This window comes from Qaidamihabitans albus (assembly GCF_016464705.1).
In the GTDB taxonomy this organism is placed as follows: Bacteria; Actinomycetota; Actinomycetes; order Mycobacteriales; family Pseudonocardiaceae; genus Qaidamihabitans; species Qaidamihabitans albus.
The window spans coordinates 125,023-140,338 of the sequence record NZ_JAEHOB010000008.1; the positions used below are offsets into that span (position 1 = coordinate 125,023).

Genomic DNA, 15,316 nt, shown 5'->3' on the forward strand with positions numbered 1-15,316 from the left:
GGCTGATTGTGCCCCAGGTCTTCGTCATCGGTGACGACCTGACCGGCAGCAACGCGACCGGTGCGCGGTTCGCGCGCGCCGGGCTGCGCACGATCGCGGTCAGCGGGCTCGACCGGCTCTCGTGTACGACGGAGGCCGACGTCGTCGTGCTCAACGTGGGCACCCGGCAGTGCGCGGCCGACCGGGCGCGGGCGATCGTGCGGGAGGCGGTGCGGGCACTGCCCGATCCCGCGCTGCTGGCCAAGCGGGTGGACACCACGCTGCGGGGCAACGTCGGAGCGGAGGTCGACGCGCTGCTCGACGAGGCCGCACCCGGTACGCGCGCCCTGGTGGTACCCGCGTTCCCCGAAGCGGGCCGCACGACCGTCGGCGGGCTGCACCTGGTCGACGGGGTTCCGCTGGCGGAGACCCCCGCCGCGCGGGACCCGCTCACCCCGGTGGGGTGCTCGCGGGTGGCGACGGTGCTGCGGCTGGGGACACGGCGGTCGATCGCGGAGGTTCCGCTGGACGTCGTCGAGGCCGGGGTGGCGGCGGTGGTCCGCGAACTGGTGGCGGCCGACGCGCAGCTCCTGGTCTGTGACGCGACGTCGAACCGGCATCTCGGGGTGATCGCCGAGGCGGCCGCGCGGGTGCGGGCCGCGGACGGGACACGGTGGGTCTCGGTCGACAGCGGGCCATTCGCGGTCCAGCTCGCGACGGCACTGGGCATCGGCTCCGCGGCGCGGGCGGACCCGCCGGTGCTGGCTGTGGTCGGCAGTATCACCGAGACCACTCGCGACCAGGTGCTCGAACTCGAGCAGCTGCTGGGAGCGCGGTTCGTGGACGTGGCACCGGACGGACTCGATGCGTCCGCGATCGCGAGCCGCGTTTCGGAGCTGCTGCGTTCCGGCGGCCGCGTGGTGGGGATCCGGACCAGCGTGCCGGGGCGGCACGAGCGGGCCGATCCTGCGCTGGCCGCGCGCATTCCGGGAGTACTGGCCGAGGCCGCCGCGCGGTTGCTCGCCGAGCACCGGTTCGGCGGGCTGTACGCCACCGGCGGCGACATCGCCGAGGCCACCACGGCGGCGCTGGCCAGCGACGGTTTCGCCATCGAGGCCGAGGTGCTTCCGCTCGCGGTCGCCGGGCGGCTCGTCGGCGGCCCGCACGACGGCCTGCCCTTCGCCACCAAGGGCGGGCTGATCGGCGACCGGGCCGCGGCGGTCGCCTGCCTGGAACACCTGATCGGCGTCATCGCACGACAAGAGAGAGGAATGCCGCTGTGACAACTCAGCCTCCGATCCTGGCCGTCACCCTCGGCGACCCTGTCGGTATCGGCCCGGAGATCACCGCCCGCACGCTCGCCGACCCCGCGGCCACCGAGGGCGCCCGGCCGCTGGCGGTGGGGGACGCCGCGGTGCTGCGCAGGGCCGTCGACGTGTGCAGGCTGGACGTCGGGGTCCGCCCCGTCGGCGCGGTCTCCGCGGCGCGGTTCGAGCCCGGCGTGATCGACGTGCTCGACCTGGGCATCGCACCGGCCGACCTGCCGTGGGGGGTGGTCGACGGGGTGGCGGGTGCCGCCGCGGTCGCGGCGATCGAGGCGGCCACGAAGGCGGCGCTGGACGGTGCCGTCGACGCGGTGGTGACCTCGCCCATCAACAAGGAGGCGATCTGGGCGGCCGGCTCGGAGCATCTCGGGCACACCGAGATGCTCGGCGAGCTGACCGGCTCCCGCCGGTTCAACACGATGTTCTGGGTGCGCGGGCTGAAGATCTTCTTCGCCACCCGCCACCTGTCCCTGCGGGAGGCACTCGACCAGATCACCAAGCCGAACATCGAGCACGCCATCCGGGAGGCCTACACGGCGCTGGAGGTTTTCGGCACCCGCGAGCCGCGGCTCGCCGTCGCCGCGCTGAACCCGCACGGCGGCGAGAACGGCAAGTTCGGCGACGAGGAGATCGTGGCCATCGGCCCGGCGGTGGAGGCGGCCCGTGCCGACGGGCTCGACGTGGCCGGGCCGGTCCCGGCCGACTCGGTGTTCCACCAGGGCCTCGAGGGCCGCTACGACGGCGTGCTCTCGCTGTATCACGACCAGGGACACATCGCCTCGAAGACGGTGGACTTCCACGGCACCGTCTCGGTGACGGTGGGGCTGCCCATCCTGCGTACCTCGGTGGATCACGGCACCGCGTTCGACATCGCGGGCACCGGCAAGGCGGACCCGGGCACCATGCACGCGGCCTTCCGCGCTGCCGTCGAGCTCGCCCCGTTCGCCGGGCGGCTGCGGGAGGTCTACCCGCCGGCATCGTCGTAGCGGTCGTAAGGTCGCGGCGTGACCGTTCCCCGGCAGACGACGACCCAGCGGCGGACGATGCTGCTCGCCGCCGTCCGTGGCGGTGACCGCAGCATCCAGCAGCTCGCGGAGCAGTTCGGCGTGTCGTCGTCGACGATCCGGCGGGACCTGACCGAGCTGGCCAGGGCCGGGCACGTCGTCCGGACCTACGGTGGCGCGCTGGACACCGGCCACGGCGTCGAGCGCACGCTCTGGGAGAAGGACGCCAGCAACGCCGAGGAGAAGGACGCCGTGGCGCGGACGGCCGCGGAGCTGGTGGGCGAGGGAGAGGTGGTGTTGCTCGACGCCGGCACCACCACCGGGCGGCTCGCCAGGCACCTCGCGGACCGTCCGGGGCTGACCGTGGTCACCAACGGGCTGAGCGTGCTGCTCGCGCTCGCCGACAGCCCGGAGGTGGAGGTGGTCGTCCTCGGCGGGCGGCTGCGGTACCCGAACGAGGCGATCATCGGCGGGCCGGTGGAGCAGCAGCTGAAGTACATCAGGCCGGACCGGGTGTTCCTCGGTGCCGACGGCATCACCGCCGAGCGCGGGCTGTGCTCGCCGACACTGGAGCAGGCGCAGCTCAAGCACGGCATGCTGCACGCGGGCCGGGAGTCCTATGTGCTGGTGGACCACTCCAAAGTGGGGCACGCGCCGTTCTCGTACTGGACGCCGCTGGACCGGGAGCACACCGTGGTGGTGGACGGCGGTGGCGAGCAGGCCGCCCTCGACGGCTTCCGCGCCACCGCGCACTGCTCCCTGCTCGTGAGTGTTTAGCCGAGTCAGAACGCGGCTACGCACTCACGAGACGGGACGGGACGATGGTCGTGGAGGAGCATGCCTGATGACGAGGCGGAGGTCGCGCGGGCGACGCGGTTGATGCTGCGGCCCATCGCCAGCCCGCTTCCTCTCGGCTTCTTCGCGTTCGCGATCGGCTCGGGCCTGCTCAGCATGGAGCAGTTCGGTCTGCTCGGCTCCGGGCAGGAGCGGAACCTGGCGCTGCTGCTGGCGGTGTTCGTGTTCCCGGCCCAGCTGCTGGCCGGAGTCTTCGCGTTCCTCGGCCGGGAGCCGATCGCCGCGACCGCGCTGAGCATCATCGCCTTCTCCTGGCCCGCGGCGGCGCTCGTCACCGTGCTCGCGCCACCCGGCGACTCGACCAGCCCGCTGGCAGGGGCACTCGACGCGCTGATCGCGCTGGTGCTCGGACTGCTCGTACCGGTCGGCATCCGCGGCAAGCCGGTGGTCGGCACGGTCGTGCTGCTCGGCGCGACCCGTTACGCACTCAACGCCGCCGTCGAGTTCACCGGCAGCGGCGTCGTGGAGCTGCTGTCCGCCGCGACCGGAACACTCATCCTCGTGCTCGGCGTCTACGGCGGGCTGGCCCTGGTGCTGGAGGACACGGCGCACCGCACCGTCCTCCCGTTCCCCCGGCTGGGGGAGGCCCGCAGTGCCATGCAGACCGACCTGCACGACCAGGCCGCCAGCGTCACCCGGGAGGCCGGTGTCCGCCGCCAGCTCTGACTCGTGCGTGCGCACACGAGTTAGAACGCCGGTAGCCACTCACGAGGCGGGGCGCTGGAAGGCGAGCTTCGGCAGCCGGTAGGCGAGGTCGACCGCGGTCTCGGCGGCCTCCTCCTCGCTCAGCCGGTGCTCGGTCACCAGGCGCGCGAGGTAGCCGGCGTCGATCCGGCGGGCAAGGTCGTGCCGGGCCGGGATCGACGGGAACGCCCGCGTGTCGTCCACGAAGCCAGAGGTGTTGTAGAACCCCGCCGTCTCGGTGGCCAGCTCGCGGAACCGGCGCATGCCGTCGGGGCTGTCCAGGAACCACCACGGCGCGCCGAGCCGGACCGCCGGATACCCGCCGGCCAGCGGGGCGAGCTCGCGGCTGTAGACGGTCTCGTCCGTGGTGTAGATGACCATGCGGAAGTCCGGGTTGTGCCCGTACTCCCGCAGCAGCGGCCGCAGCCCCCTGGTGAACTCGGCCGCGACCGGGATGTCGAGCCCCCTGTCCGAGCCGAACGCCCGGTAGGTGGCGTCGTGGTGGTCGCGCAGCACGCCAGGGTGTAGCTGCATGACGAGCCCGTCGTCACAGGACATGCCCGCGAGCACGAACAACATGTGCCCGGCGAACGCGTCCGCCTCGGCGGCGCTGACCTCGCCCGCCTTGGCCCGCGCGTAGATCTCGGCGGCCGTACGGTCGTCGAGCGGTGTCGTGTCGGTACCGAGGTGGCCGTGGTCGGTCGCCAGCGCACCGGCCGCCACGAAGTCCTCCCGCCTGCGGCGCAACGCCGCCAGGAAGCCGTCGTAGGTCGAGACGTCCACAGTGGCCAGTGTGCCGAGCTCCTCGACCTGCTTGCGCCACCCCTCATGTCCGATGTGGACAACGGAGTCCGGGCGGAACGTCGGAATGACCCGGTCGCCGAAGCCGTTCTCGCGTAGCCGCGCGTGGTGCCGCAGGTCCGACGTCGCGGAGTCCGTGGTGGCGATCAGCTCGATGTCGAAGCGGTCGAGCAGTGCCAGCGGCCGGAACTCCGGCGCGGCGAGTGCGGTTGCGATCTCGTCGTAGATCCGATCGGCGGTCGCGGCGCTCGGCTGGACGCTGACGCCGAACACCTCGGAAAGCTCGTGCTCGAGCCAGTACCGGGACGGTGTGCCCCGGAAAAGGTGCCAGTGCTCGCAGAAGAGCCGCCAGATCCGGCGCGGATCGGTCTCGGAGGCGCCGCCGTCGCGGCGGGCCACCCCGAGGTCCTCCAGGCAGACGCCCTGTGACATCAGCATTCGCGTGACGTAGTGGTCGGGCACGACCAGCAGCCGGGCCGGGTCGGGGAACGGCTCGTCGTCGGCAAGCACCTGCGCCTCGACGTGCCCGTGCATGCACACCAGGGGCAGCGACCGGGTCTCGGCGTAGAGCCGTTGGGCGACCGACCTGGTCGTGGGGTCCGCGGGCAGCGCCCGGTCAGGGTGCGGAGCGAGAGGTGTGGCCATCTGGTGAGGATCCTCCACGTTGCGCGGTGATGTGATGAAAAGGGTTGCATGCGCGCCGGTCACCGGGCAAGCCGTGCTGTGGCAAGAGAGATCGCGAACCGAGACGAATTGAGGCAGCCCCATTGACAAGACTATGAAAACGATTGCATCCTCTCTCCACCACGTGCACCGAAGCACGTTGCCGACAGAAGCGGGACCAAGGTCATGGCTGTAACGATCCGCGACGTGGCGAAGGCCGCGGGAGTCTCACCGGCCACCGTGTCCCGCGCGCTGTCCGGGTCGGAGCTGGTCGAACAGGGCACCAGGGAGCTGGTGCTACGGACCGCCGCACAGCTCGGCTACCTGCCCAACCGGGCCGCCCGTGGCCTGATCACCGGCCGCACCGGCAACCTCGGGCTGATCGTTCCCGACCTGGCGAACCCGTTCTTCCCCGACGTCGTCAAGGGCATCCAGGCCAGGGCGCGCGAGGCCGACTACTCGGTCTTCCTCTCCGACACCGACGAGGACCCCGCGGCCGAACTCGGCCTCGTGCGCGCACTCGCCAAGCAGGTCGACGGCATCATCCTGTGCTCGCCGCGGATGAGCGCCGAGGACCTGCGAGCCGCCGTCGACTGCGCGCCACTCGTGGCGGTCAACCGGCGTGGCTCGCACGTTCCGGGCGTCACCATCGACAACGCGGACGGCATGCGCCAGGCGGTCGCGCATCTCGCGGCGCTGGAGCACCGGCGGGTCGGCTACGTCGCCGGGCCGCGGAGCAGCTGGTCGAACCGGGAGCGGTTGCGGGCCGTTCGCACGGCCGCCGAGGCCGAGGGCGTCGAGCTCGTGCAGATCGGGAACGTGCCGCCACAGTTCGAGGGCGGCGTTGCCGCGGCGGATCTCGTGGTCGCCGCAAAGGTCTCGGCGGTGATCGCCTACAACGACGTCGTCGCGCTCGGCCTGCTCACCCGGCTGGCCGCACGCGGCATCGAGGTGCCGCGGGACATGAGCGTGGTCGGCATCGACGACATCGCGATGTCGGCCATGTTCAGCCCGGCGCTGACCACAGTGTCCATCCCCAAGGCGCAGTCGGGGCGCGCCGCCGTGGAGCTGCTGCTGCAGCTGCTCGGCAACCCCGGTGCCCGTAACCCGTCCCGGCGCGAGATCCCCACCCAGCTACTCGTGCGGGACACCACTGCCGTCGCTCGTCAGTAAGAGCCTCGCCGCCGGCCGATGACCGCCCGGCGGGAGAGAAGGGAATTCGATCGATGCGAAAGACCCGACGCCCCATATCCCTGATCGCGGCCGCACTGGCCGGGGCGCTGCTCGCCTCGTGCGGCGCGCCGGACACGGGCGATCCCGCCGACTCGTCCGGGCCGGTGCCGGAGAAACCGGAGAACCCGGTCACGCTCAACATCCTCGACGTCGCCGGCAACCTCCAGCTCACCCAGGGCATGATCGACGAGTTCGTGGAGCAGAACCCCGACGTCATCGAGCGAGTGACCTACAGCAAGGCGCCCGCGCCCGACCTGATCGGCAAGATCAAGTCGCAGCAGGGTGCGGGCCGGGTGGACATCGGACTCGTGCTGACCGGTGTGGACGGTCTCGCCGCCGGGCTCGAGCAGGGCCTGTGGGAGCAGCTGCTGCCCAAGCACGCCGACCGGCTGCCCGGCATGAACGACTACCTGGAGCCCGCCGCGCAGATGCAGGAGCTCGCCGACGACCACGGCGTGACCGTGACCTACTACCCGTCGGGGCCGCTCATCGAGTACATGCCCTCGCGCGTGCCGAACCCGCCGAAGAACGCGCAGGAACTCCTCGACTACGCCGAGGCGAACCCCGGCAAGGTCGAGTACGCGCGGCCCTCGAACTCCGGCCCCGGCAGGACGTTCCTGATGGGACTTCCCTACATCCTCGGCGACAGTGATCCCAAGGACCCGGAGAACGGCTGGGACAAGACCTGGGATTACCTCGGTGAGCTCGACAAGCACATCAACCGTTACCCGTCGGGCACCACGCAGACGATGACGGACCTGGCCAACGGAACCGCCGACATCATCGTCACGACGACCGGCTGGGACATCAACCCGCGGGCGCTCGGCACCGTTCCCGCGGAGGCCCAGGTCGGCGCGCTCGACGGCTTCCACTGGGTGACCGATGCGCACTACGCGGTGGTGCCCAAGGGCGCGACCGCGGACCAGCAGGCCGCCGTGCTCCAGCTGATCCAGTTCATGCTCACCAAGGAGCAGCAGGCCAAGGCCTACGACGAGGGCTACTTCTACCCGGGCCCCGCCATCAAGGACGTCGAGCTGTCCATGGCACCGCAGTCCAGCCAGGACGTCATCAACCAGTTCGGCCGCGACTCCTACGACTCGCTGATCGCCGACAACCCCAAGGAGACCCCGATCGACGCCAAGGCCATGGTCGCGGCCTTCGACCGCTGGGACCGGGAGATCGGCGGGGGAAAGGTGGATGAGTGAAGGGACAGGACCAGTTCGCGACGCTGACCCTGCGCGGCGTCGGGCGCAGGTTCGGCGCGACCGATGCGCTCAAGAACCTCGACCTGGAGATCGGCAAGGGTGAGTTCATCGCGCTGCTCGGGCCGTCGGGCTGTGGCAAGTCCACTGCGCTGAACTGTCTGGCCGGGCTGCTGCCGCTCACCGCGGGCAGCATCTGGCTGGACGACACGCGGGTCGACGTGCTGCCGCCCGAGCGGCGGGGCTTCGGCATGGTGTTCCAGAACTACGCGCTGTTCCCGCACATGTCGGTACGCCGCAACGTCGCCTTCGGACTCCGGATGCGCCGGCTGGCGAAGAGCGAGGTCACGCGCCGCACCGAGGAGGCCATTCAGCTCGTGCAGCTGCAGGAGCACGCGGACAAGCTGCCCGGCCAGCTCTCGGGCGGCCAGCAGCAGCGCGTCGCGATCGCGCGGGCGGTGGTCCTGGAACCCTCGCTGGTGCTGATGGACGAGCCGCTGTCCAATCTGGACGCCAAGCTGCGGCTGGAGATGCGCACCGAGATCCGCAGGCTGCACCAGAGCCTCGGGCTGACCACGGTCTACGTGACGCACGACCAGGAGGAGGCGCTGTCGCTCGCCGACCGGCTCGTCGTGCTGCGCGCGGGCGAGGTCCAGCAGATCGGTACGCCCGAGGACCTGCACAACCGGCCCGCGAACTGGCATGTCGCCGACTTCATGGGCTACCGCAACCTCCTGCGACTCACGGCCGGGGACAAGGTGGGCGACGGCGTGCGCGTCGAGGGCAGCGGCCTGAGCCTGGTCGCCACCGCGGTCGGTGGCGTGCCTCCGGGCACCCCGGTACTGACCGCGGTCCGTCCCGAGGACCTGGTGGTCACCGGCGGTACGGGCGCGGCGGCACCGAACCGGATCGGCGCGACGGTGGAGGTGGTGGAGTACCAGGGCCGGGAGCTGGCCGTGGAGGCGCGGACCGCGGACGGCGTGCTGCTGCACGTACGCAGCGAGCAGCGGCTGGCACCGGGGGACGAGGTGACGCTCGACGTCGCCGTCGACCGGTTGCTCGCCTTCCCCGAGGACGACGGCGACGTCGCGGAAGAGGCTTCCACGCTCGACGGCGTGCCCGCGATGTCCGGGCGGGAGTCGGCGGGATGACCGGCGCACCGGTTGCCTCCCGGCCGGAGGCGGCTCCACCGCCGCCCCGGCAAGAAGACCCAGGGCTGCGGCATCGCCTCGCCGAGCGCGGCATCGACCGCAACCTGCTGCTGATCCTGCCTGCGATCGTGTTCATCGTGGGGCTGTTCATCTACCCGTTCCTCTACGGGCTGGGGCTGTCGTTCCAGCCGAAGGAGGGCGGCGGCCCCTTCGCCGACTACGAGCGCTTCTTCACCGACCCCTACCAGCGGAACACGATCTGGAAGACGCTCGGCCTCGCGATCCCGGCCGCCCTGCTCAACGTGCTGGCCTCGGTGCCGATCGCCTATCGCATGCGCGGCCGGTTCCGGGGCAAGCGGCTGCTCACGATCGTGCTCGTCGTGCCGATCACGCTCGGCACGGTGCTCACGGCCGAGGGCCTGCTGAACTTCCTCGGGCCCGCGGGCTGGTTCAACCGCACCCTGCTGGAGATCGGACTGGTCGATGAGCCGATCCGCCTCATCAACAACTACTGGGGCGTGTTCTTCTCGCTGATCATCACCGGGTTCCCGTTCGCGTTCCTGCTGATCTCGTCGTACCTGTCCGGCATCGACCCCTCGCTCGAACGCGCGGCGGCCACGATGGGCGCGGGCTGGTGGGACCGCTTCCGGCACATCACGCTGCCGCTGCTGACGCCCGGGCTCGCCACCACGTTCTGCCTGACGTTCGTGCTGGCGTTCAGCGTGTTCCCCTCGGCGATCCTGGTCGGCGAGCCGGCGGGGGAGACAAGGGTGATCTCGATCGCCGCCTACCAGGCCGCCTACGAGCAGTACGACTACCCGATGGCCTCGACCATCGCGATGGTCATGGGCGCGGTGGAGCTGATCGTGATCGCCGCGGTCCTCGTGTGGCGCTCGCGCTTCTACACGGGCACGACGGGAGGTAAGGGATGACCCTCGGACTCGCAGGCGGCACGCGGTCGCGGCGCAGGATCGTCGCCAGTCCCGGCGCCTGGCTCGTGTGGGGCGCGGTGGCGTTCTTCCTGCTCAGCTTGCTGGGTGTGGTCGGATCGGTACTGGTCAACTCGTTCGGCACCAGGTGGTTCGGCGGCTGGTTTCCCGAAGGCGCCACCACCCGGTGGTACACCGAGGCGTGGAGCGACTTCGGGATCACCGAGCTGATCTTCGTGACGGTCGAGGTGTCGGCCGCGGTGGTGGCGCTGTCGCTGCTGATCGGCGTGCCCGCCGCCTACACGCTGGCTCGGCGCGACTTTCCCGGCAAGCGCTTGGTGTACCTCTCGTTCCTGCTGCCGATCCTGATGCCGCCCATCACCTACGGCATTCCACTCGCGACAGTGCTCTACAAGTTCGGCTTCGCGGGCAACCTGTCCGGGGTGATCCTGGCCAACCTCGTGCCCGCGGTGCCGTTCGTGATCCTCACCATGACGCCGTTCATCGAGCAGATCGACCCGGCGATCGAACGCGCGGCCCGCATGTGCGGTGCCGGGCTGCGGTCGGTGTTCCTGCGGATCCTGGCGCCTCTGCTGGTCCCGGGCATCCTGGCCGCGGGCATTCTCGTGCTCGTGCGCACGGTCGGCATGTTCGAGCTGACGTTCCTCACCGCGGGTCCCGACTCGCAGACGCTGATCGTGGCGCTGTTCTACTCGATGTCCTCGGCCGGGATCCGTGCGCAGCAGTCGGTGGACGCGATGGCCGTGGTCTACATGGCGATGATGCTGACGCTGCTGGTGCTCGCACTGCGCTTCGTGAACCCGACGCAGCTGGTGGCACGGGTCAAGGAGGAGCCGGAATGAAGATCACCGACGCGAAGGTCATCGTCACCTGCCCCGGCCGCAACTTCGTCACGCTGAAGCTGAGCACCGACGAGGGCGTCACCGGGGTCGGTGACGCGACCCTCAACGGCAGGGAGCTCGCCGTCGCCGCGTACCTGCGCGAGCACGTGCTGCCGCTGCTGATCGGCCGCGACGCGCACCGCATCGAGGACACCTGGCAGTACCTGTTCCAGGGTGCCTACTGGCGGCGCGGCCCGGTGACGATGACCGCCATCGCGGCCGTGGACACGGCGCTGTGGGACATCAAGGGCAAGGCGGCCGGGCTGCCGGTGTACCAGCTGCTCGGCGGGCGCAGCCGCGAGGGCGTGACCGTCTACGGGCACGCCAACGGGGAGACCGTCGAGGAGATGCTCGGTGAGGTGGAGCGGTTCGTCGACCTGGGTTACCGCGCGGTGCGCCTGCAGTGCGGGGTGCCCGGCCTCGCCTCGACCTACGGCGTGAGCGGCGACAAGATGTTCTACGAGCCCGCCGACGCCGCGATACCGACCGAGAACGAGTGGTCGACGGCGGCGTACCTCGACTTCGCGCCCACGCTGTTCCGCCGGGCACGCGAGGAGTTCGGGCCGGGCCTGGCGCTGTTGCACGACGTGCACCACCGGCTGACGCCGATCGAGGCGGCGCGGCTCGGCCGCAGCCTCGAACCGTACGGCCTGTTCTGGCTGGAGGATCCCGTTCCGGCGGATCTCCAGGAGGGCTTCCGGCTCATCCGGAACCACACCACCACGCCGATCGCGGTCGGCGAGGTGATCAACAACATCTGGGACTGCGCCGGGCTGATCCGCGAGCAGCTAATCGACTTCATCCGGTGCAGCGTCGTGCACGCGGGCGGGATCACGCAACTGCGGCGGATCTTCGATCTCGCCGCGCTGCACCACGTCCGCAGCGGCTCGCACGGCGCGACCGACCTGTCGCCGGTGTGCCTGGCGGCGGCACTGCACGTGGACGTGAGCATCCCGAACTTCGGGTTGCAGGAGTACATGCGGCACACCGACGCCACCGACGAGGTGTTCCCGCACGGGTACCACTTCGCCGACGGGTACCTGCACCCGAGCGAGGAGCCAGGTCTCGGCGTCGACATCGACGAGGACGCCGCCGCCCGGTATCCGTACCGGCCCGCCTCGCTGCCGGTGAACCGGCTGGAGGACGGCACGATGCATCCGTGGTGAGCGCTGTGAGCCGGAAGGAGTAACAGTGTCCGAACTGGACGTACTGGTCATCGGGGAGCCGCTTGTCGAGCTGTCGTCGCCGCTGCCGCTGCGCAACGAGGCGCAGCTGCGGCTCGGCTTCTCCGGGGACGCGCTCAACGCGGCGGCCGCGGCCGCCGCCGCGGGCGCCCGCACCGCACTGCTGGCGCGCATCCCGGCCGACGAGCTGGGCGACGCGATGGTCGCCCGGATCGCCGAGCTGGGCATCGACACGAGCGCGCTGATCCGCGTGGCCGGCCAGCACGGCGTCTACCTGACCCACATCGACCCGGCAGGCGAGCGCCAGTTCGCCTACGCCCGCGCCGGCAGTGCCGGTTCCGCGCTGGCACCCGCCGACGTCGCCGAGGAGCTGATCGCCGCGACGTCGGTGGTGGTGTCGAGCGGGGTGACCGGTGCCATCTCGGCCACCGCGGCCGCCGCCGTCGAGCGGGCGGGCCGGCTGGCACGGCGGTTCGTCTACGACCCGAACTTCCGGCCACGGCTGACCGACGCCGCGAGCGCGGCCGCCGCGCTGAGCCGGCTTGCGCCGCTGGCGGAGCTGGTCACGCCGTCGTGGCCGGGCGAAGCACGGCAGCTGCTCGGGCTCGGCCCCGAGTCGTCACCGCGCGAGGCCGCCACCGCGGTGCTGGGCCTCGGCGCGTCCGCCGTGGCCCTCACCTGCGGGCCGGACGGCGTGGTGCTCGGCATGCGGGAGTCGGTGGAGGAGCTGCCGGCGACCCCGCCACCGGACGTGGTCGACCAGACCGGCGCGGGCGACGTGTTCACCGGTACCGTTGCCGCGCGCCTCGCGCTCGGCGAGGAACTGCGGGCCGCGGCACGGATCGCCGTCGCCGCGGCCGCGCTCTCCGTGCAGGGGCAGGGCGGAACGGGATACCTGCCGTCGCTGGCCGAGTCACGCTCGGCAGCTCGCGTGGAAGAGGCGACCCGATGACTCACGACGCCGTACCGCGGCTGTCCGAGGCCACGGTCTCCGCGGCGCCGCGTCCGTCGGCCGTCGGCATCCTCCACCTCGGGCTCGGCGCCTTCCACCGGGCGCACCAGGCGGTGTTCACCGAGGACGCCGGTTCCGGCGACTGGGGCATCTGCGGAGTCACCCAGCGCACGGCGACGGTGGTGGAGCAGCTGCGGCCGCAGGACTGCCTGTTCACCGTGCTGGAACGGGACCGCGACTTGGCCGGCTGCCGGGTGATCGGCTCCGTGCGGGAGGTCCTGTTCGCGGCCGGGGAGGCCGAGCGGCTGCGGGACCGGTTCGCCGACGAGCGCGTGCGGATCGTATCGCTCACGGTGACGGAGAAGGGGTACCGGCGCGCAGGCTCGGGGCGGCTGGACCTCACGGACCCGCTGGTGCGGCAGGACCTCGCCGGGGAGAGCGCGCCACGTACCGTCGTGGGGCAACTGGTGCGCGGGCTGCAGGCCCGGCGCGCCTCCTCCGCCGCGCCGGTGACCGTGCTCTGCTGCGACAACCTGACCGGCAACGGCGAGGTCGTGCGCGGCCTCGTTGCCGACTTCTGCGCGGCGCTGCCGTCGGCCGAGGGCGACCAGCTCGCCGGATGGATCGAGGAGCAGGTGCGCTTCCCCGGCACGATGGTCGACCGGATCGTCCCGGCGACCACGGCGGCGGACGTGGCCGAGGTACGGGCCCGGCTCGGCGTGCGGGACGAGGCGGTGGTGGTCGCCGAACCGTTCCGCCAGTGGGTGATCGAGGACGACTTCGCCGCGGGGCGCCCCGCCTGGGAGAAGGCGGGCGCGCAGTTCACCACCGACGTGGCGCCGTACGAGGCGATGAAGCTGCGGCTGCTGAACGGCACGCACTCCCTGCTGGCCTACCTCGGCGCGCTCGCCGGGCACGACACGATCGCCGGAGCCGTCGCCGACCCGGCGATCGCGGAGGCCGCGGCGGGACTGCAGGAGCAGGACGTGCTGCCGACGCTGACCGTCCCCGCCGGGGTCGACGCGACCGCCTATGCCGCCGAGATCCTGGCGCGCTTCGCCAACCCGGCGCTGCGCCACCGGACCACGCAGGTGGCCATGGACGGTTCGCAGAAGTTGCCGCTGCGGCTGCTCGGCACCATCCGCGACCGGCTCGCGGCCGGAGCGACGCCGTACTGGGCGACGCGGGCGGTGGCTGCCTGGATGGTCTACGTCGCCGTGGGCCGCGACCGGCTCGGCCGCCCGTTGCCGCTGGACGATCCGCTCGCGGACCGGCTGCGGCAGGCCGCGGGCGGCGGACGCGAAGCGAGGTCCGTCGTGCACGGGCTGCTCGGCGTCGGCGAGGTGTTCGGCCACGACCTGCCGGAGTGCGCGGCCTTCCGCGAGCTGCTGGAGGAGTCGGTCGCCGAACTGCTGGACCGCTCGTGAGCACGCAGCCCCCGGCGGGCTGTGCCCCCAATGCGGCATCGGGTGCGCTGGACGCACCCGATGCCGCATTGGGGACGTGTGCCGGTCAGCGCGGGCCGAACCGGCGGTCCCCGGCGGCGGCGGGCGCATAAACGGTTTCCCGGGTGGCTCGGGATGCGCCAGGATCTGCCCGTGTCCACCATGGGGAGCGGCTCGGAGTTGGTGCGCGGCCTGCAGGAGAGGGCAGCCAGTGCGCTTCCGGCCGAACACGTCGAGGAAGTCGAAGGATGGCGGCTGCGCCGTTCCCCCGGCTGTGCGTGGTGGACGGGAACCGTGCTGCCGCACGGCCCCGCCGGTCCGGATGAGCTGGCGTACCGGGTCGCCCGCGCGGAGAGATTCTATACCGGTCGAGGCGCGGCCGCGCGTTTCCAGATCAGCCCGGGTGCGTGTCCGGAAACCCTGGACACGGAACTGGCGGACCGGGGCTATCGCCGGCTGAGCTCGATGTCGTTGCAGGTGGCATCGACCGCGCGGGTGCTCGAGAAGGCGTATGTGGGCTCACTGCGGGTCCGGCTGGCCGACCGCCCGGATCGCGCGTGGTTCGACACCTGGCACGCCGTGCACGGCCATGGCCGTGAGACTCGCGCCGAGTGGGATCTGCTCGGCCGGGTCCGGCTGCCGTGTGCCTACGCCTGCGCGATGATCGGCGACGATGTCGTCGCGGTGGGCCGCGCTGTCGCCGACACCGGCTGGGCCGGAGTGTTCGGCATGGCCACGCTTGCGCAGGCACGCGGGAAGGGCGCGGCCAGGGAAGTGCTCGCCGCGCTGGCCCGCTGGGCAGGCGCGAACGAAGTCGGCCGGATGTATCTGCAGGTAGAGTGCGCCAACGTCCCGGCTGTCCAGCTGTATGAGCGGACAGGTTTCCGCGAGCTCTGCGCTTACCACTACCGCACCGCGGACTGAGGGCGAACAGCCCCGGCAGGCGGTGTCCCCAATGCGGCATCGGGTGCGCTGGACGCACCCGATGCCGCATTGGGGACGTATGC

General features: G+C 71.6%; 14 protein-coding genes. 13 read left to right on the forward strand and 1 reads right to left on the reverse strand.

Going from position 1 to position 15,316, the window contains the following annotated elements; all coding sequences use genetic code 11:
* The first annotated feature begins 8 nt into the window (after positions 1-8).
* The 4 genes from JAP66_RS17440 to JAP66_RS17455 are packed head-to-tail and all read left to right on the forward strand — an operon-like array spanning position 9 to position 3,829.
* Positions 9-1,262 carry a four-carbon acid sugar kinase family protein gene (locus JAP66_RS17440; RefSeq protein ID WP_199432813.1) on the forward strand — a complete coding sequence of 418 codons (1,254 nt, stop codon included), beginning with the start codon at positions 9-11 and terminating at the stop codon, positions 1,260-1,262.
* Positions 1,259-2,290, forward strand: coding sequence for a 4-hydroxythreonine-4-phosphate dehydrogenase PdxA (gene pdxA / locus JAP66_RS17445; protein ID WP_199432814.1), 1,032 nt, complete (start codon positions 1,259-1,261; stop codon positions 2,288-2,290). Before JAP66_RS17440 ends, pdxA begins: the two co-directional genes overlap by 4 nt.
* Positions 2,291-2,308: 18 nt before the next feature.
* Positions 2,309-3,085, forward strand: coding sequence for a DeoR/GlpR family DNA-binding transcription regulator (locus tag JAP66_RS17450; protein ID WP_199432815.1), 777 nt, complete (start codon positions 2,309-2,311; stop codon positions 3,083-3,085).
* Positions 3,086-3,145: 60 nt separating this feature from the next.
* The gene (locus tag JAP66_RS17455; protein ID WP_199432816.1) at positions 3,146-3,829 is read left to right on the forward strand and encodes an acetate uptake transporter family protein; all 684 of its coding nucleotides are present in this window, start codon (positions 3,146-3,148) and stop codon (positions 3,827-3,829) included.
* A 39-nt stretch (positions 3,830-3,868) separates the two neighbouring features.
* Here the strand turns inward: JAP66_RS17455 and uxaC are convergent, their stop codons facing one another.
* Positions 3,869-5,293, reverse strand: a complete 1,425-nt coding sequence (gene uxaC, locus JAP66_RS17460; protein ID WP_199432817.1) for a glucuronate isomerase — start codon at positions 5,291-5,293, stop codon at positions 3,869-3,871.
* A gap of 204 nt (positions 5,294-5,497) precedes the next feature.
* Here uxaC and JAP66_RS17465 point away from each other — a divergent pair, with 204 nt between their 5' ends.
* The 9 genes from JAP66_RS17465 to JAP66_RS17505 all read left to right on the forward strand — a co-directional run bounded on the left by JAP66_RS17465 (position 5,498) and on the right by JAP66_RS17505 (position 15,233).
* A complete protein-coding gene (locus tag JAP66_RS17465) occupies positions 5,498-6,484 on the forward strand; it encodes a LacI family DNA-binding transcriptional regulator (protein WP_199432818.1) in 987 nt (328 codons plus the stop codon).
* A gap of 53 nt (positions 6,485-6,537) precedes the next feature.
* Positions 6,538-7,749, forward strand: a complete 1,212-nt coding sequence (locus JAP66_RS17470) for an ABC transporter substrate-binding protein (RefSeq protein ID WP_199432819.1) — start codon at positions 6,538-6,540, stop codon at positions 7,747-7,749.
* Positions 7,746-8,897: an ABC transporter ATP-binding protein gene (locus tag JAP66_RS17475; protein ID WP_199432820.1), complete on the forward strand. Its 1,152-nt coding sequence runs from the start codon at positions 7,746-7,748 to the stop codon at positions 8,895-8,897. The genes JAP66_RS17470 and JAP66_RS17475 overlap by 4 nt, the downstream gene beginning before the upstream one ends.
* The gene (locus JAP66_RS17480) at positions 8,894-9,829 is read left to right on the forward strand and encodes an ABC transporter permease (RefSeq protein ID WP_199432821.1); all 936 of its coding nucleotides are present in this window, start codon (positions 8,894-8,896) and stop codon (positions 9,827-9,829) included. The genes JAP66_RS17475 and JAP66_RS17480 overlap by 4 nt, the downstream gene beginning before the upstream one ends.
* Entirely contained in the window at positions 9,826-10,689 is an 864-nt protein-coding gene (locus tag JAP66_RS17485; RefSeq protein WP_199432822.1) for an ABC transporter permease, read from the forward strand. Before JAP66_RS17480 ends, JAP66_RS17485 begins: the two co-directional genes overlap by 4 nt.
* The gene (gene manD / locus JAP66_RS17490; RefSeq protein ID WP_199432823.1) at positions 10,686-11,894 is read left to right on the forward strand and encodes a D-mannonate dehydratase ManD; all 1,209 of its coding nucleotides are present in this window, start codon (positions 10,686-10,688) and stop codon (positions 11,892-11,894) included. Before JAP66_RS17485 ends, manD begins: the two co-directional genes overlap by 4 nt.
* A 25-nt stretch (positions 11,895-11,919) precedes the next feature.
* The gene (locus JAP66_RS17495) at positions 11,920-12,864 is read left to right on the forward strand and encodes a PfkB family carbohydrate kinase (protein WP_199432824.1); all 945 of its coding nucleotides are present in this window, start codon (positions 11,920-11,922) and stop codon (positions 12,862-12,864) included.
* The gene (locus JAP66_RS17500; protein ID WP_199432825.1) at positions 12,861-14,291 is read left to right on the forward strand and encodes a mannitol dehydrogenase family protein; all 1,431 of its coding nucleotides are present in this window, start codon (positions 12,861-12,863) and stop codon (positions 14,289-14,291) included. Before JAP66_RS17495 ends, JAP66_RS17500 begins: the two co-directional genes overlap by 4 nt.
* A 180-nt stretch (positions 14,292-14,471) precedes the next feature.
* The gene (locus tag JAP66_RS17505; protein ID WP_199432948.1) at positions 14,472-15,233 is read left to right on the forward strand and encodes a GNAT family N-acetyltransferase; all 762 of its coding nucleotides are present in this window, start codon (positions 14,472-14,474) and stop codon (positions 15,231-15,233) included.
* Positions 15,234-15,316: the final 83 nt, after the last annotated feature.